The sequence below is a fragment of the Streptomyces sp. NBC_01296 genome, assembly GCF_035984415.1.
In the GTDB taxonomy this organism is placed as follows: Bacteria; Actinomycetota; Actinomycetes; order Streptomycetales; family Streptomycetaceae; genus Streptomyces.
Genome location: NZ_CP130720.1, coordinates 3,940,493 through 3,966,046, shown reverse-complemented (window position 1 = coordinate 3,966,046; position 25,554 = coordinate 3,940,493). Strand labels below are relative to the sequence as shown.

The window sequence follows — 25,554 nt, the reverse complement described above, 5'->3', positions numbered from 1 at the left end:
AGTGGCGTGCGCTGACGATTCGCGTGGATTCACCCGTAGGGGCCTGGGCGGTTGCGGGGTGTCAACGTCCGCTTGCGGCGAGGGGGTTGACGGGCAAGTTGGTCTAGACCAAGGTGTTCGGCATGTGGAGAACTCGTGTGATGGTTGCCGCGCTCGCGGCGTTGTCGCTTGGCCTCGGGGCTGCCGGGTCGGCTCAGGCCGGGGTGGGGCTGCCGGCCGTCGTGTCGCATGTGCCGACCGGGGAGAAGGTCGTCTTCATCACCATCGACGACGGGTGGAATCACGACCCCGAGGCTGCGCGGATCCTGCTGGAGAAGCGGATCCCGGTGTCGTTGTTCCTGCTGCCCGGGGCGGCCTCGTACGACACCGGGTACTTCACCCGGCTCGTGGAGGACGGGCGGGCGAGTGTGGAGAACCACACCGTCAACCATCCGGACCTGACCACGCTCGACGCCGCCGGGAAGGACGCCGAGGTGTGCGGGGCCGGGGAGCGGTTGGCGGCGGCTTTCGGGCGGGAGCCGAAGCTGCTGCGGCCGCCGTACGGGGCCGTGAACGACGAGGTGCGGGCCGCGGCCAAGGCGTGCGGGGTGAAGGCGCTGGTCACGTGGACGTACGACTTCACGACCTGGGGCGAGACGCCGCCGACTCCGCAGCTCAAGGCCGGGGACATCGTGCTGCTGCACTTCACGCCGACGCTGGCCGCGGATCTGGAGCGGGCCCTGGGCGCGGCGAAGGCCGCCGGGTTGAAGCCGGCGGCCCTCATGCCGCACCTGAAGGCGGCGGGAATCGTCTAGAGGTCGCGGTGGACCTTGGTGTTCGAGGCCTGGGCGCGGGGGCGGACCACCAGGAGGTCGATGTTGACGTGGCTGGGGCGGGTCACGGCCCAGGTGATGGTGTCGGCCACGTCGTCGGCCGTGAGGGGGGCCGCGACGCCCGCATAGACCTTTTCGGCCTTGTCCGCGTCGCCGCGGAAGCGGGTCTTGGCGAATTCCTCGGTCTTCACCATGCCCGGGGCGATCTCGATGACGCGGACGGGCTGGCCGACGATCTCCAGGCGGAGCGTCTCGGCGAGGACGCGGGCGCCGTTCTTGGCGGCGACGTAGCCGGCGCCGCCCTCGTACGTGGAGTGGCCGGCGGTGGAGGACAGGACCACGACCGTGCCGTCGCCGGAGGCGACGAGGGCGGGGAGGAGGGCCTGGGTGAGGTTGAGCGTGCCGATGACGTTGACCTCGTACATCGTGCGCCAGTCGGCGGGGTCGCCGGTGGCGACGGGCTCGGCTCCGATGGCGCCGCCGGCGTTGTTGACGAGCACGTCGCAGCGGTCGAGGGAGGCCGCGAAGGCGTCGACGGCCGGGCGGTCGGTGACGTCGAGGGCGTGGGCCGCGGCGGAGTGGCCGGCTGCCGTCAGCTCCGCGGCGAGGGCCTCGATGCGGTCCTTGCGGCGGGCCGTGAGGACGACGTGGTAGCCGGCGTCGGCGAGCTGCCGGGCGGTGGCCGCGCCGATGCCGCTGCTCGCGCCGGTGACTACGGCGGTTCGGGTGGCCGTGCTCATGTGCGGGGCTCCTCGGGCGTTCGGTCGTTCGTACGGGCGAATACCCGCCAGCATAGGCGGGGGGTCAGCGGCCGCGCGGGGCGTACATGATCACCGCCATGCCGGCGAGGCAGACGAGGGCGCCGGCGATGTCCCAGCGGTCGGGGCGGTAGCCGTCGGCGGCCATGCCCCATACGAGGGAGCCGGCGACGAAGACCCCGCCGTACGCGGCGAGGACGCGGGCGAAGTCGCCCTGGGGCTGGAGGGTGGCGACGAAGCCGTAGAGGCCGAGGGCGATGACGCCGGCGCCGATCCAGGCCCAGCCCTTGTGCTCGCGGACGCCCTGCCAGACGAGCCACGCGCCGCCGATCTCGAGGAGGGCGGCGAGCGCGAACAGGGCGGCGGAGCGGGCGATCGGCATGGCTCGAAGCGTACGCAGGCGGGCCCGTGCCGCCGCCCGCCGGTTGGGCGAGGGCTCGCCCTCGTTCGTGTGATGGTCCGACCGGACGGGGGCGGTGCTGGCTAGCCTCCGCGCGTGGAGGTGGTGGCGGTGCGCCGTGGTGCCGTACGGAGTGTGGTGGTGGCGGGCTTGCTGGTGCTCGGGATGTCCGGGGCGTCCGGGGTACCCGGGGTGCCGGGGATGTCCGGGAGGGCCGCGGCGTGGAGCGGACCCGAGGCGGACCTGGCGTACCACGGCCGGGTGTCCCTGTCGCAGGGGCGGCTGAGGGTGTGGGTGGTGCCGCAGAACGAGGGGCCGGCCGCGCTGGCGAACGCGACGCTGCGGGTCCGGCTGTCGGCGGAGCTCGCGGACCGGCAGGAGCTGGCGGAGGGCTGCGCGCGGGCCGGGCTGCGCGAGGTGGTGTGCGAGACGGGCGCGCTGCCGCTGCACGGGCGGGGCCGGCACATCGGGCTGCTGCTGGAGCTGAAGGAGCGGGTGCCGGAGGTGGTGGTCCGGATCGACACGTGGTGGAACGGCGGGGCGTCCGACCGGGACCTGTCCAACAACCAGCACGCGGTGCTGGCGCTGGACACGGGCGACGCCTACGCCTTCTGAGCCGGGGGCCGGGCCGACCCCGGCTACGGGGTGGCCACGCCGCCGAACTCCTCCACGGCCTCGCTGACGATCCGCTCCAGGCGGGCGTGGTGGGCGCCGCGCCAGTAGACGCGCTCGCACGCCGTGCACTGGGCGAAGACGTCGTACGAGCGGTGCGTGCCGCTCTCGAGACGGTCGCCGACGCTGTCCTTGTCCGCGCTGCGCAGGGGCCCGTTGCACGCGGTGCAGCGGGTCCACGGGGTGAGGGCGGGGGCGAACCGGCCGAGGACGTCGCGCAGTTGCTCGTCGGGGTTGTCGCTGTAGACGTACGCGCCGGCGAAGAGCTCGCGGCGGCGCAGCAGTCCGCGGTCGCGGGAGAGCAGGACGCGCTGCTCGGCGGCGGAGCGGGTGGCGAGGGCGGGGTCGCCGATGTCCTCGTTCTCGTACGCGGCGTCCACGCCGAGCAGGCGCAGGCGGCGGGCGAGGGTGCCGAGGTGGACGTCGAGGAGGAAGCGCAGCGGCGGGGCGCCGGGGACGTGCTGGGGCCGTTCGACGCCGAAGACCTCGACGGACTGCCCGGCGCTGGGCACGTACGAGACGGGGACCTCGCGGCCGTCGACGAGGAGCCGGCCGACCTCGGTGAGCGGGACGCCGGCCGATTCGACGACGTGGCCGAGGCTGGAGGCGCCGTCGGTGGCCGTCGGTACGCGTTCGGCCCGCCGGCTGGGCGGGGCGAACAGGCGTAGTTCGGGGGCGAGGGTGAGCTGAATGCCGGGTCCGTTCACGCTGTCAGCATGCCATCGGGGCCGCGGCGGCGCGGCTGAATTTACGGTGTCGCCGCAGGCGGGCCGCCCGGGGGCGGCGACGGGCGAACAGGGGCGGCAGCCGGGCGGCAGGGCGCGCCGGATCGGTGCTGACCAGCGCGGACGACGCCGGCTGGCCCGCGTATCCGCGCGGTGGAACACTCGTTCCATGGGTGCCTCGACTGCGCCGGTACCGCTGCCCGATCCGGTCCGGCTGGACGACTCCGCGTACCACGAGCTGGCGCGTTCCTTCCGGGGGAGCCTGGTGCGGGCCGGGGACGCCCCGTACGAGGAGCGCCGGCGGATCTGGAACGGCGCGATCGACCGGCATCCCGCCCTGATCGCCCCCTGCACCGGTTCGGCCGATGTGGTGGCGGCGCTGAAGTGGGCGGTGGAGACGGGTGCGCCGGTCGCGGTGCGCAGCGGCGGGCACAGCTTCCCCGGGCATTCGGTCTGCGACGGCGGCGTGGTGATCGACCTGTCGGGGATGAAGGAGGTCCGGGTGGACCCCGAGGCCCGTACGGTCCGGGTCCAGGCGGGGGTGCTGCTCGGAGAGCTGGACGCGGCGACGCAGCCGTTCGGGCTGGCGGTGCCGTCGGGGATCGTGACGCACACGGGGGTCGCGGGGCTCACCCTGGGCGGCGGGATCGGCTGGCTGAGCCGCAAGTACGGGCTGAGCGTGGACCAGCTGCTGTCGGTGGACCTGGTCACCGCGGGCGGGGACCGGGTCACGGCGAGCGCCTCGCACGAGCCGGAGCTGTTCTGGGGGATGCGCGGGGCGGGCGGCAATTTCGGGATCGTCACGGAGTTCACGTTCCGGCTGAACCCGGTCGGCCCGACCGTGCTCGCCGGGCCGGTGATGTGGCCGGTGGAGGATGCGGCGCAGGTGCTCGGCTTCTACCGGGAGTGGATCGCGGGGGTGCCCGACGAGCTGACGACGATCGTGGTCCACCGCAAGGTCCCGCCGCTGCCGGCGATCCCGCCGGAGCTGTACGGCCGGCGGGTGGTGATGGTGATCGGCTGCTGGGTGGGGGAGGTGGGGGCCGGTGAGGACGTGATGCGGCCGATGCGGGAGTTCGGGCGGCCGCTGCTGGATCTGTGCCGGCCCAAGCCGTACCTGGCGCACCAGGCGATGTTCGACCCGTCGTTCCCGCACGGCTGGTGGTACTACTTCCGGGGCTGCGGCCTCGACCGGCTCGCCGACGGGGTGGTGGAGACGATGGCCGAGTACGCGGCGCGGATCGCCTCGCCGCAGAGCGGGTTCCCGCTGTTCCAGCTGGGCGGCGCGGTGGCCCGGGTCGGCGAGGACGACACGGCGGTCGGCGGGCGGGGTCTGGGCCACATGCTCAACATCAACGGGATCCGGGAGACGGCGGAGGGTTTCGCCGATGAGTGCCGGTGGGTCCGGGAGTTCTGGTCCGCGCTGGAGCCGTACCACGCGGGTGTGTACGTGAACTTCCTGATGGACGAGGGCGAGCAGCGGATACGCCAGGCCTACGGTGCGCGGGAGCGGAAGCTGGACCGGCTGCGGGCGCTGAAGGCGCAGTGGGACCCGGGGAACGTGTTCCGCCTCAACCAGAACATCCCGCCGGCGGCCCGGACCGCCGCCTAGCCGGAGCCCGCCGCCTGCCAGGCCCCCTGCCCGCCGCCTGCCAGGCCCTGCCCGGGCCGCCTCCGGCGCGGCTACGGGCACTCGCGCGGCGGCATGGCCAGGCTGGGCGGGGAGACCAGAGGGCCAGCACCGAGCCGGAGGCACAGATGAACCAGGCCGTACCGTTCACGACCGCCGAGACCAGCGGACTGCACGACGCGCTGCGCGAGATCGTCGCCGACGGCGCCACCCCGGGCGGGGTCGTCGTCTGCGGTACGGCGGCCGGGGACCGCACCGTCCGCTCGGCCGGCGTCGTCTCCCCGTTCACGGGCCCCGGCACTCCCGACGCGAGCACCGTCTACGACATCGCGTCCCTGACGAAGGTCACCGCGACCTGGCCGCTCGTGGGCCGTGCCGTCGACGCGGGCCTGCTCGAGCTCGACACCCCCGTACGGGAGTTCCTGCCGGCCATGGACGGGGCGATGCCGAGCGCGGAGGCCACCGTGCGGCAGCTGCTCTCGCACACCTCCGGCCTGCGGGCCGCCACCCGGCTCGACCTCTACGACCTGACCGCGAGGCCCCTGCACGAGCTGATCTGCCGCGAGCTCATGGAGAACCTGCCGGGCACCCACCGCTACATCAACCGCGGCTACATCCTCCTCGGCCTCGCGCTCGCCCACGTCCACCGGCAGCCGCTGGACGAGCTCGCCGCCGTCCTGTGGGCGGAGCTGGGCATGGAGGACACCGCGTACGGGCCCGTCGAGCAGTCGCCCCGGGTCGCGCCGACCGAGCGGCACGACGGCCACGACCGGCTCTGGGGTGCGGTCCACGACGAGAACGCGGCCGTCATGGGCGGCGTCGCCGGCCACGCCGGGGTCTTCGCTCCGGCCGCCGACCTCGCCACGTACGCCGAGCACCTGCTCGCCGGGGACGGGAGCCCGCTGGGCGGGTGGCTGCGGGCCGGCCTCGTCCCGCAGGCCGAGATCGAGCCCGGTCTGCAGCGCGGCCTGGGCTGGATCCTCGCCGCCGGAGGCACGGTGGCCTACCACCACGGATTCACCGGTACGAGTCTCCACCTCGCTCCCGCCACCGGCCGGTACGTGGTGATCACCACCAATGCCGTCCACAACGGCGCCGCCTCGCGCATCCGGATCACCCCGCTGCGCGAGCGGGCCCTCAAGACCCTCGCGGCCGGCTGACCGGGCGAGGGGCAGCCGTCAGGGCCAGACCAGGCAGTACGGCTGGTGGCCCGCCTCGTGCAGGCGGTGGCTGAAGTCCTGCCACTCGTGGAGCAGCTGGTAGACGTTGAAGGCGTCGCGCGGGCCGCCGCGGTCCGGGACCGTGGACCAGATGAACGCCGCGGCGCCGACCGACTCCTCGCCGATGCCGCGCAGCGGGTCGACCACCGTCATCGGGAGCTTGACCACCGCGTAGTCCGGGTGGAGGACGACCAGCTCCAGCGGGGGCACCTTGTTCAGGGGTATGCCCTCGATGCCGGTCAGGACCATCGCGGCCACCGTCTCCGGCTTGATCTTGCTGAACAGGCCGCCCATGCCGAGCTCGTCGCCGCCGAGCTCCTCCGGCCGCATCGTGACCGGGACCCGGGCCGCCGTCGCGCCGTCGGGCGCGCCGAAGTACTTGTACGTCACGCCCATGCCGCGGCCCTTGGGCAGGCCGTCGGTCTCCTCGAGGGGCCCGGGTACCGGATCCGCCGCGTCCGCTGCCCGGCGCCGGTGCTTGCCTCGGCGGCGGGCTTCGCGCGCCTCGCGGGCGCGCTGCGGGTCGAGGCCGTCCGTACCCTCGCCCGGTCCACCACCGCGTTGCATATCTCCACCCGACTGGTCTTGCCTGCCCCGGCCCCGCGGCCCCCGCCACGCAGCCTGATCATCATGGCAGTGACCTCCCCAGGGGCGGCGCGGTGAAACGCCCGTCCGCAAGTCAGTCGCGGCCTGATGAGACCATGGCTGGTGTGAGCTACCCGTACCCGTATGAAGCCAAAGTCTCGCAGACTCTCTTTGACCGCGCGTCCCTCGTGACGCCTGGCGGCGTGAACTCTCCCGTGCGCGCCTTCCGCGCCGTGGGTGGAACGCCCAGGTTCATGGTGTCCGGTACCGGTCCGTACCTGACCGATGCCGACGGCCGCGAGTACGTCGACCTGGTCTGCTCGTGGGGGCCGATGATTCTCGGCCACGCCCACCCGGCCGTGGTGGAGGCCATCCAGGCCGCCGTCGTCCGCGGCACCTCCTTCGGCACGCCCGGTGAGGGCGAGGTCGCGCTCGCCGAGGAGATCGTCGCGCGCATCGAGCCCGTCGAGCAGGTCCGCCTGGTGTCCTCGGGCACCGAGGCGACCATGTCGGCGATCCGCCTGGCGCGCGGCTTCACGGGCCGGGCCAAGGTCGTGAAGTTCGCCGGCTGCTACCACGGTCACGTGGACGCGCTGCTCGCCGCCGCCGGTTCCGGTTTGGCAACCTTCGCGCTTCCGGACACCCCCGGGGTGACGGGCGCGCAGGCCGGCGACACGATCGTGCTGCCGTACAACGACCTGGAATCGGTACGGGCGGCGTTCGCCGCGCACCCCGGCGAGATCGCCTGCGTGATCACCGAGGCCGCGCCCGGCAACATGGGCGTCGTGACCCCGGCCGACGGGTTCAACCAGGGGCTCGCCGACCTGTGCCGGGAGAACGGCGCGCTGTACATCTCCGACGAGGTGATGACCGGTTTCCGTACCTCCCGCGCCGGCTGGTACGGAGTCGACGGGGTCAAGCCCGACCTGATGACCTTCGGCAAGGTCATGGGTGGCGGCTTCCCGGCCGCGGCGTTCGGCGGCCGCGCCGACGTGATGGGCCACCTGGCCCCGGTCGGCCCGGTCTACCAGGCGGGCACGCTCTCCGGGAACCCGATCGCCACCGCCGCCGGCCTCGCGCAGCTGCGGCTGCTCGACGGGGCCGCGTACGAGAAGGTCGACGCGGTCTCCGCGCAGATCCAGGGCCTGGTCACGGACGCGCTCGCCAAGGAGGGCGTGGCGCACCGGCTGCAGACCGCGTCCAACATGTTCTCCGTCTTCTTCACCGAGGACGAGGTCAGGAACTACGACGACGCCAAGAAGCAGGAGTCCTTCCGCTTCAACGGCTTCTTCCACTCGATGCTGTCGCAGGGCGTCTACCTGCCGCCTTCGGCCTTCGAGTCGTGGTTCGTCTCCACCGCCCACGACGAGCGGGCGGTCGAGCGCATCGCGGCTGCGCTGCCCGCCGCCGCCCGCGCCGCCGCGCAGGCCACCCCGGAGGGGACCGCATGAGCAGCAGCGAGATCACCGTCGTCCACCTGATGCGGCACGGCGAGGTGCACAACCCGGACGGGGTGCTCTACGGGCGCCGTTCCGGCTACCACCTCTCCGAGCTGGGCCGGGAGATGGCCGAGCGGGTCGCCGAGCACCTGCAGAACCGTGACATCACGTACGTGGTCTCCTCCCCGCTGGAGCGGGCGCAGGAGACGGCGGCGCCGGTCGCCAAGAGCCACGGCCTGGACTTGGCGACGGACGCGCGGCTGCTGGAGGCGGAGAACGTCTTCGAGGGCAAGACCTTCGGTGTCGGGGACGGCGCGCTGCGCAAGCCCGCGAACTGGAAGCACCTGACGAACCCGTTCAAGCCGTCCTGGGGCGAGCCGTACGTGGAGCAGGTCGTCCGGATGACGAGCGCCATCGAGGCGGCGCGCGATGCGGCCCGCGGCCACGAGGCGGTGGCGGTCAGCCACCAGCTGCCGATCTGGATCGTGCGCAGCTTCGCGGAGAAGCGCCGGCTGTGGCACGACCCGCGGCGCCGGCAGTGCACGCTGGCCTCGCTCACGTCGTTCACGTACCAGGGCGACCGGCTGGTCTCGGTGGGCTACAGCGAGCCGGCCCGGGACCTGGTCCCGGCGCACCTCCTTGCGGGGGCGAAGCCGGTGAAGGGCAAGTCGAAGGCCTTCGGCGCCTAAAAATTCATACAAGTCCTCTCGAATCGCGGCGCGGAGTCTCGACTTCACTGAAAAGTCCGTTTATGTGACTATTCATGAGCGAAGCGAAGCGCGACCTCACCCGAAGGGGACTGCTCGGGCTCGGCGCAGCCGCGGTGGCGGCCGGGGTCGTCGGCTGCGGAGCCGACGGCCGCCCGGCCCGTCCCGGCCCCGGTCCCGGCGGCTCCGGCCCGTCCGGGTCCGCGGTCGCGGTCCGGCCGATCGGTGACGGCTCCACCGCCGACTCCGGGCCGCAGCCCCGGCAGCCGGACAAGCCCGTGCCGCTCCAGCCGGGCGAGACCCCGCCGCAGTTCGTCGTGTTCAGCTGGGACGGCGCGGGGGAGATCGGCAACGGCCTCTTCCCGCGCTTCCTCAAGCTCGCCAAGGACCACGGCGCGGCCATGACGTTCTTCCTCTCCGGCATCTACCTGCTGCCCGAGTCGAAGAAGGACCTCTACAAGCCGCCGAACAACCCGGCCGGGGCCTCGGACATCGGCTACCTCAAGGACGAGAACGTCCGCAACACCCTGAAGTGCGTCCGCGAGGCGTGGCTCGACGGCCACGAGGTCGGGACCCATTTCAACGGTCACTTCTGCGCCGGCTCCGGCTCCGTGGACCACTGGGGCCCGGACGACTGGCAGAGCGAGATCGACCAGGCCGTGTCCTTCGTCACCAACTGGCGCACCAACACCGGCTTCACCGACCTCGAGCCCCTGCCCTTCGACTACCGCAAGGAACTGGTCGGCGGCCGCACCCCCTGCCTGCTGGGCCGGGAAGGCCTGCTGCCGGTCGCGCAGAAGCTCGGCTGGCGCTACGACGCCTCCTCGCCCGGCGGCCTCCAGGTGTGGCCGGGGAAGAAGTCGGGCATCTGGGACCTTCCGCTGCAGTCCCTGCCGTTCCCCGGGCACTCCTTCGAGGTGCTGTCGATGGACTACAACATCCTCGCCAACCAGTCGAAGAACACCACCCGGGGCATGCCCTCCAACTACCCGGCCTGGCGCACCCAGGCCACCAGCACCTACCTTGGCGGCTTCCGGCGCGCGTACGAGACGAACCGCGCACCGCTCTTCATCGGCAACCACTTCGAGGAATGGAACGGCGGCATCTACATGGACGCCGTCGAGGAGGCCCTCAAGGGCATGTCGGACAAAAAGGACGTACGGCTACTCTCCTTCCGGCAGTTCACCGACTGGCTCGACGTCCAGGACCCCAAACTGCTCGCCCGGCTCCAGGAGCTGGCCCCGGGCCAGCCGCCGGCCGGCGGCTGGGGCGCGTACCTTTCGGCTGCCTGATCAGCGGGCCGGCCGACCGGCTGACCAGCGGCTCGGCACACCTCCGGGGGGCGGGAAAGATCCGCAAATCGCTCATGCGAAACTTTTCACATGAGAATTGGCCGTGCTCTCCTGCTCACCGCGGTGACCCTCGCGAGCGCCGTGACCCTGTCGGCGTGCGACGACGGCGGCAAGCCGAACGGCTCCGCCGGCGGCAACTACGTGACCGGCGCCGCCGGCATCTCCACCGTCGCCCAGGGCTCGCGCGCCGAGGCGCCCAAGCTCGACGGCGAGACCGTCGACGGCAAGACCCTCGACGTCACCAGCCTCAAGGGCAAGGTCGTCGTCCTCAACGTGTGGGGCTCCTGGTGCCCGCCGTGCCGCAACGAGGCCAAGTACTTCGCGAAGGTGTCCAAGGAGCTCGCCGACGCCGGCAAGGACGTCGCCTTCGTCGGCATCAACACCCGCGACAACAGCAAGCAGAACGCCACCGCGTTCGAGGAGAACTTCGGGATCACCTACCCGAGCCTCTACGACCCGGACGGGAAGCTGATGCTCCGCTTCCCCGCGGGCACCCTGAACCCGCAGGCCATCCCCTCCACGATCGTCCTCGACAAGCAGGGCCGGATCGCCGCCCGCACCCTCGTCGCGATCAACGACGAGCAGCTGCGCTCCATGATCGACCCCGTTCTCGCGGAGCAGTGACCTCGTGGTCTCCGAGCTCCTCACCCTGGCCGCCGAGCCGACCGGCGTGAACACGACGGTCCTCGACGGGGCCCTGATGCTGGCGCTGCCCATCTCGGTCCTCGCCGGACTCGTCTCGTTCTTCTCGCCCTGTGTGCTGCCGCTGGTCCCCGGCTACCTCTCGTACGTCACCGGCATCAGCGGGGCCGACCTCGCCGAGGCCCGGCGCGGCCGGATGCTGGCCGGCGCGGGCCTGTTCATCGTCGGCTTCACGGCCGTGTTCGTCTCCACCGGCGCGCTCTTCGGGTACTTCGGCGGCACGCTCCAGGAGAACCGGGAGATCATCTCCCGGGTCCTCGGCGGCCTGGTGATCGTCCTCGGCCTCTTCTTCATGGGCCTGATCCCGGGCCTGACGATGCGGGAGTTCCGCTTCCACAAGAAGCCGACCGCAGGCCTGATCGGCGCGCCGCTGCTCGGCGTGCTGTTCGGCGTCGGCTGGACCCCCTGCATGGGCCCGACCCTCGCCGCGGTCAGCACGCTCTCCCTCGACCAGGCGAGCGCCGGCCGGGGCGCGCTGCTGACCGTCGCCTACTGTCTGGGGCTGGGCCTGCCCTTCGTCCTCGCCGCGATCGCCTTCCGCAAGGCGCTCGGTGCTTTCGGCTGGGTGAAGCAGCACTATGCATGGGTGATGCGGATCGGCGGCGGCATGCTGGTTCTGACCGGTCTGCTGCTCGTCACAGGTTTGTGGGCCAGCATCGTCGACGACATGCGGATTTGGACCCAAGGCTTCACGGTGGGGATCTGAGGACTACACACACATGAGTACGACAGACAAGGCGTCCACCGAGGCGCCGAACCCGTCCGAGGAAACCGCGGATTCCGCCGAGGCCCGCGAGAACGCAGCCCAGGAAGCCGCAGGCGCGCAGCTGTCCACCGCCCCCGCGGAGGACACCGGCGGCCCCGTCGGCATCGGCGTGACCGGCTGGATCCGCTGGTTCTGGCGGCAGCTCACCTCCATGCGGGTGGCACTGATCCTCCTCTTCCTGCTCTCCCTGGGCTCCATCCCGGGCTCGCTCGTCCCGCAGAACCAGGTCGACGCGATGAAGGTGGCCCAGTGGAAGAAGGACCACTCCTTCTGGGTCCCGCTCGCCGAGAAGCTCCAGCTCTTCGACGTCTACAGCTCGGTGTGGTTCTCCGCGATCTACCTGCTGCTGTTCATCTCGCTGATCGGCTGCATCATCCCGCGCAGCTGGCAGTTCGTCGGCCAGCTCACCGGCCGCCCGCCCGGCGCCCCCAAGCGGCTGGACCGGCTGCCCGCGTACGCGACGTGGCGTACGGAGAAGGCCCCCGACGAGGTGCTCGCACACGCGAAGTCGGTCCTCGGCGGCCGGCGTTTTCGCACCGAGGCCGCAGCGGCCTCCGTCGCCGCCGAGAAGGGCTACCTCCGCGAGGCCGGGAACCTGGTCTTCCACATCGCCCTGATCGTGATGCTGGTCGCGTTCGCCTGGGGCCAGCTGTTCAAGTCCGAGGGCGGCAAGCTCGTGCTGCGCGGCAAGGGCTTCGCGAACACGCTGACCCAGTACGACGACTTCAAGTACGGCAGCTTCTTCAGCTCCGACGACCTGGCACCCTTCTCCTTCACGCTCGACAAGTTCGACGCCACGTACGAGGAGAGCGGCCCGCAGAAGGGCACCGCGCGCGACTTCAAGGCGTACGTCACCTTCAGCGACGGCGCGGACGGCGCACCGCAGAAGCGCGAGATCCAGGTCAACAAGCCCATGGAGGTCGACGGGTCCAAGGTCTACCTGCTCGGCCACGGCTACGCGCCGATCGTCTCGGTGACCGACCCGACCGGCAAGGTGGTCTTCAAGGACGCCGTGCCGATGCTGCCCTTCGACGCGAACCTCAGCTCCTCCGGCGCGGTGAAGGTCCCGGACGGATACAGCGACAAGGACGGCAAGAAGGAGCAGCTCGGCTTCAACGCCATGTTCGTGCCCACCTTCGCCGGTGAGGGCAAGGGCACGATGCTCTCCCAGTTCCCGGACCTGAAGTTCCCCGTCCTCGCGCTCAGCGCCTACCACGGCAGCCTGGGCGTGGACGCGGGCCTGCCGCAGAACGTGTACCAGCTGAACACCTCCAAGATGCAGGAGTTCAAGGACCCCGACGGGCAGCTGTTCAAGAAGCGGCTGCTGCCCGGTGAGGCCATGGAGCTCCCGAACGGCGCGGGCACCGTGAAGTTCGAGGGCGTCGAGCGCTGGGCCACCTTCTCGATCACCCGCCAGCCCGGCAGCGGCCTCGCCCTCTCGGGCGCGATCGCCGCGATCGGCGGCCTGGCCGCGTCGCTGTTCATCCAGCGCCGCCGGGTCTGGGTGCGCGCGGTGGCCGGCGAGGACGGCGTGACCGTCGTCGAGATGGCCGGCCTCGGCCGCAGCGAGTCGGCCAAGCTCCCGGAGGAGCTGGGGCAGCTCGCCGCCGCCCTCCACCAGCAGGCGCCCACGGCGCCCGACCAACCTGTCAAGGAAACTGTTGAAGGGGAGCGCGGATGACGCCGCTCGCAGCCGAAGTCAACGAGAATTTGGCTCAGATCAGTAACTACCTGATCTATTCGTCGATGGCGGTCTACATGCTCGCCTTCTTCGCCCACATCGCCGAGTGGACTTTCGGCAGCCGCAGCAAGGTGGGCCGTACGGCCGCGGCGCTGACCGCCGCCAAGGCCGCCGAGGCCGGGGCCGCCGACGCTCCCGGCGTCCAGGTGCGGGGCAAGGGGGGCACGGCCGTCCTCGACAAGCCGAAGGTCGTCACGCGCTCCGCCGCCGGCACCCGCGACGTCCCGGACGGCCCCGGCGCGGCCGGCGGCACCGAGAACGGCGACCTGTACGGCCGGATCGCCGTCTCGCTGACGGCGCTCGGCTTCCTCATCGAGGCGGCCGGCGTGGTCACCCGCGCGATGTCCGTACAGCGGGCCCCCTGGGGCAACATGTACGAGTTCTCGGTGACGTTCTCCGCCGTCGCCGTCGGCGCCTACCTGCTGCTCCTGGCGCTGAAGAAGAACGTCCGCTGGCTCGGCCTGATCCTGGTCACCACCGTCCTGCTGGACCTCGGCATCGCCACCACCTGGCTCTACACCGCCAGCGACCAGCTGGTCCCGGCCCTGCACTCGTACTGGCTGTGGATCCACGTCTCCACCGCGATCTTCTGCGGCGCCGTCTTCTACATCGGCGCGGCCGGCGCGGTGCTCTACCTCTTCCGCGACTCCTACGAGAGCCACCTTGAGCAGGGCCGCACGCCGGGCCGCTTCCGCTCCTCGGTGCTGGAGCGGCTGCCCTCGGCCGCCTCGCTCGACAAGTTCTCGTACCGGATCAACGCGGCCGTGTTCCCGCTGTGGACCTTCACCATCGTCGCGGGCGCGATCTGGGCGGGCGACGCCTGGGGCCGCTACTGGGGCTGGGACCCCAAGGAGGTCTGGTCCTTCGTGACCTGGGTGGCGTACGCCTGCTACCTGCACGCCCGCGCCACCGCCGGCTGGAAGGGCCGCAAGGCCGCGTACCTCGCGCTCTTCGCCTTCGCCTGCTGGATCTGGAACTACTACGGCGTGAACATCCTGCTCAGCGGCAAGCACTCGTACGCAGGCGTCTGACCCGCGGGAGTGGGACGCTGGTGGCATGGCACCTGTAAGTCATGCCACCAGTGAGAGCCGCGGCGGGAACCGCTGGCTGCTGCGCTTCGAGGCCCACGTGCCGAGCGCGTACGAGACCGTGTGGCCCGCCCTGACCACGCCGGACGGGCTGCGCGGCTGGCTGGCCGCGGCGGACGTCCTGGAGCGCAGGCTCGGCGGGGTCGTCACGCTGCACTGGCTGAACGGCGGGACGACGGTCTCCGGCCACGTCACGGCCTGGGACGTCGAGCGGGTCGTGGAGTACACGGTGAGCGAGCACGGCCGGATCCGCTTCCACCTGGAGGCGGTGGGGACGGACTCGACGGTGATCCGCTTCCTGAACGAGCGGGCCGGCTCGGACGAGGACCGCCTCGACTGCCTGGCCGGCTGGCACCACCACTTCGAGCTGCTGGAATCCGCGCTGCAAGGCCATCCGGCGGACTGGTCCCGGTGGACCGACGCCCGCTGGGCGGAGCTGCGCGCGTCCTACGCGTCCTTCTCCAGGACGTAGGCGCTGCGCCCGCCCGGTTCGCCGAGGAAGAAGTACAGCTCGAGGGTCTGCCGGTGATCGCGGCGCAGCTCGAAGGTCCACTTGTACCGTGCGGGCGCGGCCTGCCGGTCCGGTGCGCCGCCCCTGGCCCCGGCGGAGGCCGGGGCGGGCAGGTGGAGGCGGACGTGCTGGCCGTAGTTCCAGCCGGTGGGCTCCCGGCTGATCAGCTTCCAGCTGCCGGAGCCGGAGAGTCGCCAGCCGTGGTCGTAGTCCCGCTCCTGCCCGTCGAGGAGGGTGACGGTGGCGCTCCCGTCGGCCCGGAAGACGACCTCGGTGCCCCCGACGCAGCGCCAGGTGCCGACGATCTCGTCGGTGCGCGCGTCGTAGACGGCCGGGGCGGCGTGGTGGGTGTGCGGATTGCCGCCGGCCATGGCGAGCAGGGCGGCGACGGCGACCCCGTACGCGAGCAGATTGCGCAGGATCGTGTCGACGACCCGCGGCCCTCCGCAGTTCTCCGGCATCCGCCCATTGTTGCAGTCGCCTTGAACGTGTTCAATTGTGTGCTGCGCCACACGCAGGGCGCCGCGGCGCTCAGTCCTTGTCCGAATCCCGGTCCTTGTCCCGGTCCTTGTTCTTCTCGCGCTCCTCGCCGAGCGACCTCAGGAACTCCGGGTTGTCGTCGGGCGCGATCCACTGCGTCCGGCGCGCCCGGCCGCCGCCGACCGCGGAGCGCTGCCTGCCGGCGAACAGCCACACCACCGGGCCGACGATCGAGAAGAGCAGGATGATGATCACCCAGACCACCTTGGGGAGGTGCTTGACCTCCTCCTCCGGCGTGTTCAGGCAGTCGATGAAGGCGTAGATGGTCAGCGCGATGATCAGCAGGAACGGCAGATAGCGCAGCACGGTGTGGGACCGACTCCCCAGCAGTGACGGGGGACCCGCCTCGGGCCCCGGTGACGCTCCCAGGTTAGTCGGTGACGGATACTGGCCCCTATGGCTTACGACGATCTCCGCTCGCTGCTCCGGGCTCTGGAGCGGGAGGGCGACCTCAAGCGCATCAAGGCCGAAGTCGACCCCTACCTCGAGGTCGGGGAGATCGTCGACAGAGTGAACAAAGCGGGGGGTCCCGCCCTCCTCTTCGAGAACGTCAAGGGCTCGGCGATGCCGCTGGCCATGAACGTCTTCGGTACCGACCGGCGCCTCCTGAAGGCCCTCGGCCTCAAGTCGTACGGCGAGATCAGCGAGAAGATCGGCGGCCTGCTCAAGCCGGAGCTCCCGCAGGGCTTCATCGGGGTCCGCGAGGCGTTCGGCAAGCTCGGCTCGGTGGTGCACGTGCCGCCGAAGAAGGTGAAGGGCGAGTCCGCCCCCGTCCAGGAGGTCGTCCTCACCGGCGACGACGTCGACCTGGACCAGCTCCCCGCGCTCTTCACCTGGCCCAAGGACGGCGGGTCCTTCTTCAACCTCGGCCTCACCCACACCAAGCACCCCGAGACGGGCGTGCGCAACCTCGGCCTCTACCGCCTCCAGCGCCACGACAAGCGCACCATCGGCATGCACTGGCAGATCCACAAGGACAGCCGCAACCACTACGCGGTCGCCGCCAAGCGCGGCGAGCGCCTCCCGGTCGCGATCGCCTTCGGCTGCCCGCCGGCCGTGACGTACGCGTCGACCGCGCCGCTGCCCGGCGACATCGACGAGTACCTCTTCGCCGGCTTCGTCGCGGGCAAGCGCATCGAGATGGTCGACTGCAAGACCGTCCCGCTCCAGGTCCCGGCCAACGCCGAGGTCGTCATCGAAGGCTGGCTGGAGCCGGGCGAGATGCTGCCGGAGGGCCCCTTCGGCGACCACACCGGCTTCTACACCCCGCAGGAGCCGTTCCCGGCGCTGAAGATCGACTGCGTGACGATGCGCAAGCGCCCGCTGCTCCAGTCGATCGTCGTCGGCCGCCCGCCGACGGAGGACGGCCCGCTGGGCCGCGCCACGGAGCGCTTCTTCCTCCCGCTCCTGAAGATCATCGTGCCGGACATCGTGGACTACCACCTGCCCGAGTCGGGCGGCTTCCACAACTGCGCGATCGTCTCGATCGACAAGAAGTACCCGAAGCACGCCCAGAAGGTCATGCACGCCATCTGGGGCGCGCACATGATGTCGCTGACCAAGCTGATCATCGTGGTGGACGCCGACTGCGACGTCCACGACCTGCACGAGGTGTCCTGGCGGGCGCTCGGCAACACGGACTACTCCCGCGACCTCACGGTGGTGGAGGGCCCGGTCGACCACCTCGACCACGCCTCGTACCAGCAGTTCTGGGGCGGCAAGGCGGGCATCGACGCGACGAAGAAGCTCCCCGAGGAGGGCTACACCCGCGACGGCGGCTGGCCCGACATGGTGGAGTCCGACCCGGCGACGGCGGCCCTGGTGGACCGCCGCTGGAAGGAGTACGGCCTGTGAGCCCCACCGGCATGGGCGGCCCCGCCCTGTTCCTCGGCGGCGAGGAGACCTACGTCGCCCTGCTGCGCCCGCAGCTCGACCCGGCGGACCCGGACGTCCGCCGGTCGGCGGCCGAGGCGGGAGTGACGCCGGAGGAGTTCGCCGGGCCCGGCAACATCTGGGCGCTGATGCTCGACGAGGCGGACGGCGAGGGGGACGGCTTCGAGTTGCCCGGCGCGCGGGACATCGAGGCGGACGACTTCGCGGAGCAGCTCCAGCGGGCCCTGGCGGCCGGCGAGGAGTTCACGGCCGAGGCCGGCAACTTCCTGCGCCTGGAGGCGCGGCCGGCTGCCGACACCTGGCAGGTCACGGCGTACGTCACCCCGCCGGAGGGCCACGACGGCGCCCCCCACACCCTGGAGCTCGGCGTGCTCCCGGCGGCGGAACTGCTGACCGACCTCGAAGAGTTCCGGAGAGCCCTCGCATGATGACGACCGCCGACGGGGTGATCGGGCCGGGCCCGGCGCCGCAGCCGACCGGCAAGGTGAAGGCGTTCCTCCGGCTCGTGATGATCGAGCACTCGGTCTTCGCGCTGCCCTTCGCCTACATCGCGGCGCTGACGGCCATGTTCCGGCTCGACCGGACCATGCACTGGGCCGAGCTGCTGCTCGTCACCGTCTGCATGGTGGGGCTGCGGACCTTCGCGATGGCCGCGAACCGGATCATCGACCGGGAGATCGACGCCCGGAACCCGCGGACCGCCGGGCGCGAGCTCGTCACGGGCGCCGTGTCCGTACGGTCGGCCTGGACCGGGGCCGGGATCGCCCTGGCCGTGTTCCTCGGGTCGGCGGCGCTGCTGAACCCGCTGTGCCTGGCGCTGGCGCCGGTCGCGGTGATCCCGATGGTGGTGTACCCGTACGGCAAGCGGTTCACGAACTTCCCGCACGCCATCCTGGGCCTGGCCCAGGCGATGGGGCCCGTCGGGGCGTGGCTGGCGATCACCGGCGAGTGGTCCTGGGACGCGGTGATCCTGGGCCTGGCCGTGGGCGTCTGGATCGGCGGCTTCGACCTGATCTTCGCCTGCCAGGACGTGGCCGCGGACCGCGCGGACGGCGTCAAGTCCGTCCCGGCGCGGTTCGGTGTCCCGGCGGCCCTGTGGGGCGCGCGAGGCGCGCACGCGGTGACGACGGCCCTGCTGGCGTGGTACGCCGTGGCGACGGACGCCGGCCCGCTGTTCTGGTTCGGCCTGCTGATCGTGGTCGCGGCCTTCCTCTACGAGCACACGATCGTGAAGCCGCACGACCTGTCCCGCCTCAACCGCGCCTTCTTCACGGTGAACGGCTTCATCGGGATGGCGCTCTTCGTCTGTGCCCTGGCGGACCTGGTGGCCCGCGGCCTGACGCTGTAACCCGGTGGTGTGGCCGCCGCCGAAACCCGTGGTTCGCAGTCCGACCCGGCGAGTGGCGTCCGGCCTACCATCGAGTGCATGGACAGGGAGGCCGACGTGACCGTCTCGGAGAGCGACCGCCTGCACTCGCAGCTCAGCCGGTTCGAGGACATGTTCCCGGGCTACCGGATGGAGATTGTCGAGGGCGCCATCGTGATGAGTCCGCTCAAGCCGCACCGCAACGCCACCATCTGGCAGTTGTGGAGCGTGCTCAAGTCCCAGTTGTCTGACCAGTGGGGCTTCCTCAGCGATGTCGCGATCCCCTTCGACGGCGAGAACGAGTTCTGCCCCGACCTGGCCGTGGTGCCCGCGGTCGAGGCGGACAAGAACCTCAGCGCGTACTCGCCCGATCTGGTGGAGCTGGCCGTCGAGGTGGTCTCCCGCGGCAGCATCCGCAACGACTACGAGATCAAGGATCGCGCCTACGCGCGCCGTGGGATCCCGCACTACCTGATCTTCGACCCGTACAAGGCGCAGTGCGTGACCCTGTGGAACCCGGGCCCGGACGGCTACCTGGGCCGGGACGTGGTCCCGTACGGCAACACCGTCGTCGTCGAGACCGGGATCGGCAAGCTGACCGTCGACACCTCGGACCTGCCCGTGGACCCGGGCGCGACCGCCCCCTAGGCCCGGGCGGTCCGGCGGCCGAGCAGGAAGGCCGCGGCCACGCCCGTCAGGAGGCCGAAGAGGTGGCCCTGCCAGCTGACCGTGGTGTTCGTCGGCAGGATGCCGGTCAGGATCCCCGCCCCCCAGTACGCGGCGATGGCAACGGCGACCAGCACCCCCGGCACCCGCCGCTCCACGAACCCGCGGACCAGCAGATAGCCGAAGAGCCCGAAGATCAGCCCCGAGGCCCCGGCCGTGACGGTGTTCGACGCGGAAACCAGCCACACCCCGAGCCCGTCCACGAGCACGACCACCGCGCACAGCGCGAGGAACCGTCGAATTCCGCTCAACGCGGCGACGAACCCGAGCACCAGCAGCGGGACGCTGTTGGACGCCACATGGTCGAAGCCGAAGTGGAGGAACGGGGAGAGGGGGATCCCGGTCAGTCCGTCGGCGGTGCGCGGGACGATCCCGTACGCGTCCAGCGCGTGCCCGGTGGCCAGGTCCACCACCTCGATCAGCCACAGCAGGGCCACCCAGCCCAGCATCAGCTTCCCGGCGGCCTTGGCCCGTTCGGCCCGGCTCCACTCTTCGAGGTGTACCTCGGCCATGTCCTGATCCCCCTGCCCGCCCGGCGCCCGTCGACGCTCAGGTCACCTTACTCAGCGTCGTTTTGCAGTGGCCGGATAGTCTCGGAGCTATGACTGACGGCAAGCGCACCCCGTGGGTGGTAGGGGTTTCCGGGGCGTCCGGGACGCCGTACGCGGCCGCGGTGATCCGCGGACTGCTGGCGGCGGGGGAGAGCGTGGACCTGGTGGTCAGCCGGGCCTCGCGGCTGACCCTGCTGGACGAGACCGGGATCGCCTTCCGCGACGCGCACTGGCGCGACGATCTCGCCGCCTGGCTCGAGCACGGGGCGGACGGCAAGCCCGCGACCTTCGCCCGGCCGGAACTGGACGACGTCCGCTACTGGGGGGCCGGCGACCTGGCCGCCGGGCCGAGCTCGGGCTCGTACCCCGTGAAGGGGATGCTGATCGTGCCGGCGTCCACGGCCTGTGTGGCGGGGGTGGCGCTCGGACTGTCGAAGGACCTGCTCCAGCGCGTCGCGAGCGTGACGCTCAAGGAGCGGCGCCGACTGGTGGTCGCGGTGCGGGAGACCCCGCTGAACGGGCAGACGCTGCGGCATCTGGTGGCGCTGGACGAGGCGGGCGCAGTGGTGCTGCCCGCCTCTCCGGCGTTCTATGCGGGCGCGACGCACATCCAGGACCTGGTGGATTTCGTCGCGGGGCGGGTGCTCGATGCGGCAGGGGTGCCGCACGGGCTGTACCGCCGGTGGGAGGGGGAGCTCGGTGGCTCCCGCCCCCGGGAGGCAAGCAGTGACTAGCGCTTCTTCGCCGTGCTCGGCTTGCGGGTCCGGTCGACGCGATGGGCGGCGGCGGGCTGGTCGGTGCGGGATCGGTTGGCCAGCTCCTGGAGCTGTCGCATGTGCGCGTAGGCCATCTCGATCGTGTACACGGTGAACCACTCCTGATGTCGTCAGATCAGCGAGATCATCGCCGATCTGTTGAAAGATTCACAGGGTGTTGACCCTGTGCGCCTTTGATTCTATACGTAAACTTGCGGGATCGCCGAATAATGGAAGGCTCCAGGTATATGGACGCGGTGGATAGGCAGCTCATCCAGGCACTTCGTGAGAACGGACGTGCCTCGTACGCGGAGCTGGGCCGGCTCGTGGGCCTCTCCGGCCCCAGCGTCACCGACCGGATCAACCGGCTCGAGTCGGCCGGAGTGATCACCGGCTACCGTGCGACCGTCGACGCGGCCTCGCTCGGCCTCGGCGTCACGGCGCTGATCGGCATCTCCCTCTCCGACGCCGCGGACCACGAGGACGTGGCCCGCCGGCTGCGCGACCTGGCGGAGATCGAGGACTGCTGGTTCATCGCCGGCGACGACTCGTACATGCTCAAGGTGCGCGCGGGCGACGTGGACGGGCTGGAGCGGATCATCCGCAAGCTCTCCAGCACCAAGGGCGTCTCCCGCACCCGTACCACCATCGTGCTCTCCACCAAGTGGGAGAACCGGGTCGGGGACCTGCCCGAAGAGGGCTAAGAGTACGGTGGGTAGCGGTTTGCAGGCAGGACGGGACGCGTAGAGGAGACGACCGGGATGACCGGAATGGACGCTGGGCTCAAGCGCGAGCTGGAGGAGAAGGTCCGCTCCGGCGAGCGGCTGACCCGTGAGGACGGCATCGCCCTCTACGAGTCCGACGACCTGGCCTGGCTGGGCGGCCTCGCGCACGAGGTGCGCATGCGCAAGAACGGCGACGTCGTCCACTTCAACGTGAACCGCCACCTCAACATGACGAACGTGTGCACCGCGTCGTGCGCCTACTGCTCGTTCCAGCGCAAGCCGGGCGAGAAGGACGCGTACACGATGCGCATCGAGGAGGCCGTGCGCCTGGCCAAGGCCATGGAGAACGAGAACCTCACCGAGCTGCACATCGTCAACGGCCTGCACCCGAGCCTGCCGTGGCGGTACTACCCGCGCTCGCTCTCCGCGCTGAAGGAGGCGCTGCCGAACGTCTCGCTGAAGGCGTTCACGGCGACCGAGATCCACCACTTCGAGACGATCTCCGGGATGTCGGCCTCCGACATCCTGGACGAGCTGATCGAGGCCGGTCTGGAGTCGCTCACCGGCGGCGGCGCGGAGATCTTCGACTGGGAGGTCCGCCAGCACATCGTCGACCACCGCACCCACTGGGAGGACTGGTCGCGCATCCACCGGCTCGCGCACGAGAAGGGTCTCAAGACCCCGAGCACGATGCTGTACGGGCACATCGAGGAGCCGCGCCACCGCGTGGACCACGTGCTGCGGCTGCGCGAGCTCCAGGACGAGACCGGCGGCTTCCAGGTCTTCATCCCGCTGCGCTACCAGCACGACTTCGTGGACATGCAGGACGGCAAGGTCCGCAACAAGCTCCAGGCGCGGACGACGATGGCGACGGGCGCGGAGGCGCTGAAGACCTTCGCCGTCTCGCGGCTGCTGTTCGACAACGTGCCGCACGTCAAGGTGTTCTGGGTGATGCACGGCGTGCAGACCGCCCAGCTGGCGCTGCAGCACGGCGCGGACGACATGGACGGCTCGGTCGTCGAGTACAAGATCACGCACGACGCGGACAACTACGGCACGCCGAACAAGCTCGGCCGTGACGACCTGCTCGAGCTGATCCGCGAGGCGGGCTTCCGCCCGGTCGAGCGGAACACGCGCTACGAGATCATCCGCGAGTACCCCGGTCCGGACGCGGCCCTGCGCGAGACCCCGCAGGCGATGCGCGTCTGAGGCGCTCCGTTGCTCGAACGGCCCCGGTCCCACGAGGACCGGGGCCGTTCGCGTGTCGGCGCTTTTTCGTTGCCGAGGCGGCCGGTAATAGATAATCTTGCTCTATGACCCTTACCTTCACGGTCGACCCGGTCGTCGACCCCGCGCTGCGCGACGGCGTCACCGAACTCTGGACCGAGGTCTCCAACGCCGGCGGCGCCGTCGGGTTCGTGCCGCCCGTCACCGCCGAGGACATCCGGCCCGAGCTGGTGAAACACCTCGTCGCGATGGCCGAGGGGCGCCACCGGCTGGTCGTCGGCCGTGATGCGCACGGGCGGGTACTGGCCGCCGCCGTCCTCGCGTTCAACACGCACCGGTTGCAGACGCACTGGGTCTGGGCCTACACCGTCATGGTCAGCCCCGGCCTCCAGGGGCAGGGCTCCGGCCGGGCGCTGATGGAGGCCGTCGCCGACGCCGCGCGCTCGTTCGACGGCATCGAGGCGATCCGGCTCGGCTGCCGCGGCGGCATGGGCCTGGAGCACTTCTACGCGGCCTGCGGCTACAAGGAGGTCGGCCGCGTCCCGGACGCCATCCGGGTGGCCCCGGGCGACGACCGCGACGACATCACGATGCTGCTGCCGCTGCATTGACCCCCGGCGGGTTCGGTCGTGGCGGCGGCGTGCTTCACTGGACGGGCACCTGACGACGTACCGACGAGAGAGAAGGGGTCACCGTGTCCCTCAAGCCGAGCGCAACGATCCGCTACACCGCGATGCGCCTGGGCATCTTCGTCGGATGCCTCGTCCTGGTCGCCGTCCTGGTCAACGTGGGCTGGGTGCCCGCCGGCCTCGGCGACGCCAACCCCGCCTGGGTCGTGCTGCTCGCCCTCGTGATCTCCGCGCCGCTGTCCTTCGTGCTCCTGCGCAAGCAGCGCGACGAGATGTCCACGCAGATCTCCGGACGCGTCACGGGTGCGAAGGAGCGGCTCGCCGCGAACCGCTCCCAGGAGGACGCGGCCGACGACGCCGCTCGCGCGTAGTTAGCTCCGTCACAGCCCAAACCACACCGAACCGCCCCAGCACCGGGAACTTCCCCTGTGTGCCGGGGCGGTTCGGCGTTTCGGGGTGCCCCTGTCTCAAAGTGCACCTTTGAGATCCTCAAAGGGAAAGTGTTAGCGTGTTAAACATGTTGACCACAGTTGCGCACGAAATGACCACGGGTGTCCTGCTCGTGGCGCGCCTGCACGTCGACCTCTGCCGCCGCGTGTCCGCGGCCTGTTGTGGCTGTCGCTGAGTCCACGCCGTTCTTCCTTCCCCACTTTCTTTGCGCATCACCCCCGGAGTGTGTCCGTGTCCGCGACCCCTCAGGCCCCCGCCAAGGCCTCTTTCAAGTTCCCCTTCTGGGCCCAGATCGTCACCGGCCTCGTGCTCGGCGTCCTGTTCGGCTGGCTCGCCCGCAGCCAGGACGTCAGCTGGCTCGCCAAGACCCTCGAGCAGATCGGCGACATCTTCGTCCAGCTGCTGAAGCTGGCCGTGGCCCCCCTCGTCTTCTTCGCGATCCTGGTGTCCATCACCAACCTGCGGAAGGTGAACAACGCCGCCCGCCTCGCCTCGCGCACCCTGCTCTGGTTCATGATCACCTCGCTGATCGCCGTCGGCATCGGCCTCGCGATCGGCCTGCTGACCAACCCGGGCGCCGGCACCGGCCTCACCCCGCAGGACGGCAAGCTCCCCAAGCGCACCGGCTCCTGGCTCGACTTCCTGACCGGCATCGTGCCGACGGACGTCATCACGCCGTTCACCGAGCTGAACGTGCTCCAGATCGTCTTCCTGGCCGCCGTCGCCGGCATCGCCGCCCTCCAGCTCGGCGACAAGGCCCAGCCGCTGCTCACCGTCGCCGAGTCGGTCCTGGAGCTGCTCCAGAAGGCCCTGTGGTGGGTCATCCGCCTCGCCCCGATCGGCACCGTCGGCCTCATCGGCACCGCGATCGCCTCGTACGGCTGGGAACTCATCGGCAAGTACGCGACCTTCACCGCGGACGTGTACGTCGGCTCCGCGCTCGTGATGTTCGGCGTCTACCCGCTGCTCCTCGCGACGGTCGCCAAGGTCAACCCGATCCAGTTCTTCAAGGGCGCCTGGCCCGCGATCCAGCTGGCCTTCGTCTCCCGCTCGTCGGTCGGCACCATGCCGGTCACCCAGAAGGTCACCGAGCGCCTCGGCGTCCCGAAGGAGTACGCCTCCTTCGCCGTCCCGTTCGGCGCCACCACGAAGATGGACGGCTGCGCCGCGATCTACCCGGCGCTCGCCGCGATCTTCATCGCGCAGATCTTCGACGTCCAGCTGACGATCACCGACTACCTGCTGATCGCCTTCGTCTCGGTGGTCGGCTCGGCCGCCACGGCCGGCCTGACGGGCGCCACGGTCATGCTGACGCTGACCCTGTCCACCCTGGGCCTGCCCCTGGAGGGCGTCGGCCTGCTGATGGCGATCGACCCGATCCTGGACATGATGAGGACGGCAACGAACGTCGCCGGCCAGGCCCTGGTCCCGGTCGTGGTCGCGGCCCGCGAGGGAATCCTGGACAAGAAGGCCTACGAGGCCGCCTCGTCCTCCCCGCTGGACGAGCCCACCGCGGTCCCCGTCCCGGCCTGACCGTCCCCACCGCCCCGCAGCCCCCGCCCCCGTCCGGGCGGGGGCTGCGAT

Annotated in this window: 30 protein-coding genes; 22 read left to right on the top strand and 8 right to left on the bottom strand. The window is 71.0% G+C overall.

Annotation, left to right across the window (positions count from 1 at the left end; all coding sequences use genetic code 11):
• Nucleotides 1–122: 122 nt before the first annotated feature.
• A complete protein-coding gene (locus OG299_RS17750) occupies nucleotides 123–794 on the top strand; it encodes a polysaccharide deacetylase family protein (protein WP_327361973.1) in 672 nt (223 codons plus the stop codon).
• Here OG299_RS17750 and OG299_RS17745 read toward each other — a convergent pair.
• Entirely contained in the window at nucleotides 791–1,552 is a 762-nt protein-coding gene (locus OG299_RS17745) for an SDR family NAD(P)-dependent oxidoreductase (RefSeq protein WP_266626715.1), read from the bottom strand. The two genes, OG299_RS17750 and OG299_RS17745, sit on opposite strands and share 4 nt — an antisense overlap.
• Before the next feature lie 64 nt (nucleotides 1,553–1,616).
• Nucleotides 1,617–1,952, bottom strand: a complete 336-nt coding sequence (locus tag OG299_RS17740) for a YnfA family protein (RefSeq protein WP_266626713.1) — start codon at nucleotides 1,950–1,952, stop codon at nucleotides 1,617–1,619.
• 114 nt (nucleotides 1,953–2,066) lie between these two features.
• Between OG299_RS17740 and OG299_RS17735 the strand changes: the two genes are divergently transcribed.
• Entirely contained in the window at nucleotides 2,067–2,585 is a 519-nt protein-coding gene (locus OG299_RS17735; RefSeq protein ID WP_327361972.1) for a hypothetical protein, read from the top strand.
• Between the two features lie 23 nt (nucleotides 2,586–2,608).
• Here the strand turns inward: OG299_RS17735 and OG299_RS17730 are convergent, their stop codons facing one another.
• Complete coding sequence (locus OG299_RS17730) at nucleotides 2,609–3,349, bottom strand: Mut7-C RNAse domain-containing protein (protein WP_266626709.1); 741 nt, start codon at nucleotides 3,347–3,349, stop codon at nucleotides 2,609–2,611.
• A gap of 187 nt (nucleotides 3,350–3,536) precedes the next feature.
• Here OG299_RS17730 and OG299_RS17725 point away from each other — a divergent pair, with 187 nt between their 5' ends.
• Nucleotides 3,537–4,979 carry an FAD-binding oxidoreductase gene (locus tag OG299_RS17725; protein ID WP_266626707.1) on the top strand — a complete coding sequence of 481 codons (1,443 nt, stop codon included), beginning with the start codon at nucleotides 3,537–3,539 and terminating at the stop codon, nucleotides 4,977–4,979.
• Between the two features lie 146 nt (nucleotides 4,980–5,125).
• Entirely contained in the window at nucleotides 5,126–6,157 is a 1,032-nt protein-coding gene (locus OG299_RS17720; protein ID WP_327361971.1) for a serine hydrolase domain-containing protein, read from the top strand.
• An 18-nt stretch (nucleotides 6,158–6,175) separates the two neighbouring features.
• On the opposite strand, the gene OG299_RS17715 is transcribed toward OG299_RS17720, so the two are convergent.
• Nucleotides 6,176–6,613 (bottom strand): hypothetical protein, encoded by a 438-nt coding sequence (locus OG299_RS17715; RefSeq protein WP_266633330.1) that lies wholly within the window; start codon nucleotides 6,611–6,613, stop codon nucleotides 6,176–6,178.
• A gap of 305 nt (nucleotides 6,614–6,918) precedes the next feature.
• Between OG299_RS17715 and hemL the strand changes: the two genes are divergently transcribed.
• The 8 genes from hemL to OG299_RS17675 all read left to right on the top strand — a co-directional run bounded on the left by hemL (nucleotide 6,919) and on the right by OG299_RS17675 (nucleotide 15,069).
• Nucleotides 6,919–8,253 (top strand): glutamate-1-semialdehyde 2,1-aminomutase, encoded by a 1,335-nt coding sequence (gene hemL / locus OG299_RS17710; protein WP_266626704.1) that lies wholly within the window; start codon nucleotides 6,919–6,921, stop codon nucleotides 8,251–8,253.
• Entirely contained in the window at nucleotides 8,250–8,930 is a 681-nt protein-coding gene (locus tag OG299_RS17705) for a histidine phosphatase family protein (protein ID WP_266626703.1), read from the top strand. Before hemL ends, OG299_RS17705 begins: the two co-directional genes overlap by 4 nt.
• Nucleotides 8,931–9,004: 74 nt before the next feature.
• The gene (locus OG299_RS17700; protein ID WP_327361970.1) at nucleotides 9,005–10,240 is read left to right on the top strand and encodes a polysaccharide deacetylase family protein; all 1,236 of its coding nucleotides are present in this window, start codon (nucleotides 9,005–9,007) and stop codon (nucleotides 10,238–10,240) included.
• Nucleotides 10,241–10,330: 90 nt separating this feature from the next.
• Nucleotides 10,331–10,924: a TlpA family protein disulfide reductase gene (locus OG299_RS17695; protein WP_266626700.1), complete on the top strand. Its 594-nt coding sequence runs from the start codon at nucleotides 10,331–10,333 to the stop codon at nucleotides 10,922–10,924.
• A gap of 76 nt (nucleotides 10,925–11,000) precedes the next feature.
• Complete coding sequence (locus OG299_RS17690; protein WP_389871114.1) at nucleotides 11,001–11,708, top strand: cytochrome c biogenesis CcdA family protein; 708 nt, start codon at nucleotides 11,001–11,003, stop codon at nucleotides 11,706–11,708.
• Between the two features lie 13 nt (nucleotides 11,709–11,721).
• Nucleotides 11,722–13,449 (top strand): cytochrome c biogenesis protein ResB, encoded by a 1,728-nt coding sequence (resB, locus tag OG299_RS17685; protein ID WP_327361968.1) that lies wholly within the window; start codon nucleotides 11,722–11,724, stop codon nucleotides 13,447–13,449.
• Nucleotides 13,446–14,540 (top strand): c-type cytochrome biogenesis protein CcsB, encoded by a 1,095-nt coding sequence (gene ccsB / locus OG299_RS17680; RefSeq protein ID WP_266626696.1) that lies wholly within the window; start codon nucleotides 13,446–13,448, stop codon nucleotides 14,538–14,540. Before resB ends, ccsB begins: the two co-directional genes overlap by 4 nt.
• Nucleotides 14,541–14,565: 25 nt before the next feature.
• A complete protein-coding gene (locus OG299_RS17675) occupies nucleotides 14,566–15,069 on the top strand; it encodes an SRPBCC domain-containing protein (protein ID WP_266626694.1) in 504 nt (167 codons plus the stop codon).
• On the opposite strand, the gene OG299_RS17670 is transcribed toward OG299_RS17675, so the two are convergent.
• Both OG299_RS17670 and OG299_RS17665 read right to left on the bottom strand, forming a co-directional pair.
• A complete protein-coding gene (locus OG299_RS17670; RefSeq protein WP_327361967.1) occupies nucleotides 15,045–15,569 on the bottom strand; it encodes a hypothetical protein in 525 nt (174 codons plus the stop codon). The genes OG299_RS17675 and OG299_RS17670 overlap by 25 nt on opposite strands.
• Nucleotides 15,570–15,639: 70 nt before the next feature.
• Nucleotides 15,640–15,954 (bottom strand): PLD nuclease N-terminal domain-containing protein, encoded by a 315-nt coding sequence (locus OG299_RS17665; RefSeq protein ID WP_266626690.1) that lies wholly within the window; start codon nucleotides 15,952–15,954, stop codon nucleotides 15,640–15,642.
• A gap of 90 nt (nucleotides 15,955–16,044) precedes the next feature.
• Between OG299_RS17665 and OG299_RS17660 the strand changes: the two genes are divergently transcribed.
• The 4 genes from OG299_RS17660 to OG299_RS17645 all read left to right on the top strand — a co-directional run bounded on the left by OG299_RS17660 (nucleotide 16,045) and on the right by OG299_RS17645 (nucleotide 19,555).
• Nucleotides 16,045–17,502 carry a menaquinone biosynthesis decarboxylase gene (locus OG299_RS17660; protein ID WP_327361966.1) on the top strand — a complete coding sequence of 486 codons (1,458 nt, stop codon included), beginning with the start codon at nucleotides 16,045–16,047 and terminating at the stop codon, nucleotides 17,500–17,502.
• A complete protein-coding gene (locus OG299_RS17655) occupies nucleotides 17,499–17,969 on the top strand; it encodes a hypothetical protein (protein ID WP_327361965.1) in 471 nt (156 codons plus the stop codon). Before OG299_RS17660 ends, OG299_RS17655 begins: the two co-directional genes overlap by 4 nt.
• Nucleotides 17,966–18,889: a menaquinone biosynthesis prenyltransferase MqnP gene (gene mqnP, locus OG299_RS17650; RefSeq protein WP_327361964.1), complete on the top strand. Its 924-nt coding sequence runs from the start codon at nucleotides 17,966–17,968 to the stop codon at nucleotides 18,887–18,889. Before OG299_RS17655 ends, mqnP begins: the two co-directional genes overlap by 4 nt.
• A gap of 78 nt (nucleotides 18,890–18,967) precedes the next feature.
• Nucleotides 18,968–19,555 (top strand): Uma2 family endonuclease, encoded by a 588-nt coding sequence (locus OG299_RS17645; protein ID WP_327361963.1) that lies wholly within the window; start codon nucleotides 18,968–18,970, stop codon nucleotides 19,553–19,555.
• Here the strand turns inward: OG299_RS17645 and OG299_RS17640 are convergent.
• Complete coding sequence (locus OG299_RS17640; protein WP_266626681.1) at nucleotides 19,552–20,145, bottom strand: rhomboid family intramembrane serine protease; 594 nt, start codon at nucleotides 20,143–20,145, stop codon at nucleotides 19,552–19,554. The two genes, OG299_RS17645 and OG299_RS17640, sit on opposite strands and share 4 nt — an antisense overlap.
• A gap of 89 nt (nucleotides 20,146–20,234) precedes the next feature.
• Here OG299_RS17640 and OG299_RS17635 point away from each other — a divergent pair, with 89 nt between their 5' ends.
• Entirely contained in the window at nucleotides 20,235–20,918 is a 684-nt protein-coding gene (locus OG299_RS17635; RefSeq protein ID WP_266626679.1) for a UbiX family flavin prenyltransferase, read from the top strand.
• Here the strand turns inward: OG299_RS17635 and OG299_RS17630 are convergent.
• On the bottom strand, nucleotides 20,915–21,049 hold the full coding sequence (locus OG299_RS17630; RefSeq protein WP_266626677.1) for a hypothetical protein: 135 nt from the start codon (nucleotides 21,047–21,049) through the stop codon (nucleotides 20,915–20,917). The genes OG299_RS17635 and OG299_RS17630 overlap by 4 nt on opposite strands.
• A 138-nt stretch (nucleotides 21,050–21,187) precedes the next feature.
• Between OG299_RS17630 and OG299_RS17625 the strand changes: the two genes are divergently transcribed.
• From OG299_RS17625 to OG299_RS17605, 5 genes are all read left to right on the top strand, one after another.
• On the top strand, nucleotides 21,188–21,643 hold the full coding sequence (locus OG299_RS17625) for an Lrp/AsnC family transcriptional regulator (protein ID WP_266626675.1): 456 nt from the start codon (nucleotides 21,188–21,190) through the stop codon (nucleotides 21,641–21,643).
• 66 nt (nucleotides 21,644–21,709) lie between these two features.
• A complete protein-coding gene (gene mqnE, locus OG299_RS17620) occupies nucleotides 21,710–22,873 on the top strand; it encodes an aminofutalosine synthase MqnE (RefSeq protein WP_030302185.1) in 1,164 nt (387 codons plus the stop codon).
• Between the two features lie 104 nt (nucleotides 22,874–22,977).
• A complete protein-coding gene (locus OG299_RS17615; RefSeq protein WP_327361962.1) occupies nucleotides 22,978–23,502 on the top strand; it encodes a GNAT family N-acetyltransferase in 525 nt (174 codons plus the stop codon).
• Nucleotides 23,503–23,624: 122 nt separating this feature from the next.
• Nucleotides 23,625–23,891, top strand: a complete 267-nt coding sequence (locus tag OG299_RS17610; RefSeq protein WP_389871117.1) for a DUF4229 domain-containing protein — start codon at nucleotides 23,625–23,627, stop codon at nucleotides 23,889–23,891.
• Nucleotides 23,892–24,195: 304 nt separating this feature from the next.
• Nucleotides 24,196–25,503 (top strand): dicarboxylate/amino acid:cation symporter, encoded by a 1,308-nt coding sequence (locus tag OG299_RS17605; RefSeq protein WP_266626668.1) that lies wholly within the window; start codon nucleotides 24,196–24,198, stop codon nucleotides 25,501–25,503.
• Nucleotides 25,504–25,554 lie beyond the last annotated feature (51 nt).

What these genes read in the sequence shown, in the direction of transcription:
- OG299_RS17700 (WP_327361970.1), top strand. Translation starts at nt 9,005, where the DNA reads ATGAGCGAAGCGAAGCGCGACCTCACCCGAAGGGGACTGCTCGGGCTC.
- OG299_RS17695 (WP_266626700.1), top strand. Translation starts at nt 10,331, where the DNA reads ATGAGAATTGGCCGTGCTCTCCTGCTCACCGCGGTGACCCTCGCGAGC.
- OG299_RS17720 (WP_327361971.1), top strand. Translation starts at nt 5,126, where the DNA reads ATGAACCAGGCCGTACCGTTCACGACCGCCGAGACCAGCGGACTGCAC.
- OG299_RS17740 (WP_266626713.1), bottom strand. Translation starts at nt 1,952, where the DNA reads ATGCCGATCGCCCGCTCCGCCGCCCTGTTCGCGCTCGCCGCCCTCCTC.
- mqnE (WP_030302185.1), top strand. Translation starts at nt 21,710, where the DNA reads ATGGACGCTGGGCTCAAGCGCGAGCTGGAGGAGAAGGTCCGCTCCGGC.
- mqnP (WP_327361964.1), top strand. Translation starts at nt 17,966, where the DNA reads ATGATGACGACCGCCGACGGGGTGATCGGGCCGGGCCCGGCGCCGCAG.
- OG299_RS17645 (WP_327361963.1), top strand. Translation starts at nt 18,968, where the DNA reads ATGGACAGGGAGGCCGACGTGACCGTCTCGGAGAGCGACCGCCTGCAC.
- OG299_RS17640 (WP_266626681.1), bottom strand. Translation starts at nt 20,145, where the DNA reads ATGGCCGAGGTACACCTCGAAGAGTGGAGCCGGGCCGAACGGGCCAAG.
- OG299_RS17690 (WP_389871114.1), top strand. Translation starts at nt 11,001, where the DNA reads ATGCTGGCGCTGCCCATCTCGGTCCTCGCCGGACTCGTCTCGTTCTTC.
- OG299_RS17675 (WP_266626694.1), top strand. Translation starts at nt 14,566, where the DNA reads ATGGCACCTGTAAGTCATGCCACCAGTGAGAGCCGCGGCGGGAACCGC.
- OG299_RS17635 (WP_266626679.1), top strand. Translation starts at nt 20,235, where the DNA reads ATGACTGACGGCAAGCGCACCCCGTGGGTGGTAGGGGTTTCCGGGGCG.
- OG299_RS17615 (WP_327361962.1), top strand. Translation starts at nt 22,978, where the DNA reads ATGACCCTTACCTTCACGGTCGACCCGGTCGTCGACCCCGCGCTGCGC.
- OG299_RS17610 (WP_389871117.1), top strand. Translation starts at nt 23,625, where the DNA reads ATGCGCCTGGGCATCTTCGTCGGATGCCTCGTCCTGGTCGCCGTCCTG.
- OG299_RS17660 (WP_327361966.1), top strand. Translation starts at nt 16,045, where the DNA reads ATGGCTTACGACGATCTCCGCTCGCTGCTCCGGGCTCTGGAGCGGGAG.
- OG299_RS17715 (WP_266633330.1), bottom strand. Translation starts at nt 6,613, where the DNA reads ATGGGCGTGACGTACAAGTACTTCGGCGCGCCCGACGGCGCGACGGCG.
- ccsB (WP_266626696.1), top strand. Translation starts at nt 13,446, where the DNA reads ATGACGCCGCTCGCAGCCGAAGTCAACGAGAATTTGGCTCAGATCAGT.
- OG299_RS17750 (WP_327361973.1), top strand. Translation starts at nt 123, where the DNA reads ATGTGGAGAACTCGTGTGATGGTTGCCGCGCTCGCGGCGTTGTCGCTT.
- OG299_RS17670 (WP_327361967.1), bottom strand. Translation starts at nt 15,569, where the DNA reads ATGCCGGAGAACTGCGGAGGGCCGCGGGTCGTCGACACGATCCTGCGC.
- OG299_RS17745 (WP_266626715.1), bottom strand. Translation starts at nt 1,552, where the DNA reads ATGAGCACGGCCACCCGAACCGCCGTAGTCACCGGCGCGAGCAGCGGC.
- OG299_RS17705 (WP_266626703.1), top strand. Translation starts at nt 8,250, where the DNA reads ATGAGCAGCAGCGAGATCACCGTCGTCCACCTGATGCGGCACGGCGAG.
- OG299_RS17725 (WP_266626707.1), top strand. Translation starts at nt 3,537, where the DNA reads ATGGGTGCCTCGACTGCGCCGGTACCGCTGCCCGATCCGGTCCGGCTG.
- resB (WP_327361968.1), top strand. Translation starts at nt 11,722, where the DNA reads ATGAGTACGACAGACAAGGCGTCCACCGAGGCGCCGAACCCGTCCGAG.
- OG299_RS17625 (WP_266626675.1), top strand. Translation starts at nt 21,188, where the DNA reads ATGGACGCGGTGGATAGGCAGCTCATCCAGGCACTTCGTGAGAACGGA.
- hemL (WP_266626704.1), top strand. Translation starts at nt 6,919, where the DNA reads ATGGCTGGTGTGAGCTACCCGTACCCGTATGAAGCCAAAGTCTCGCAG.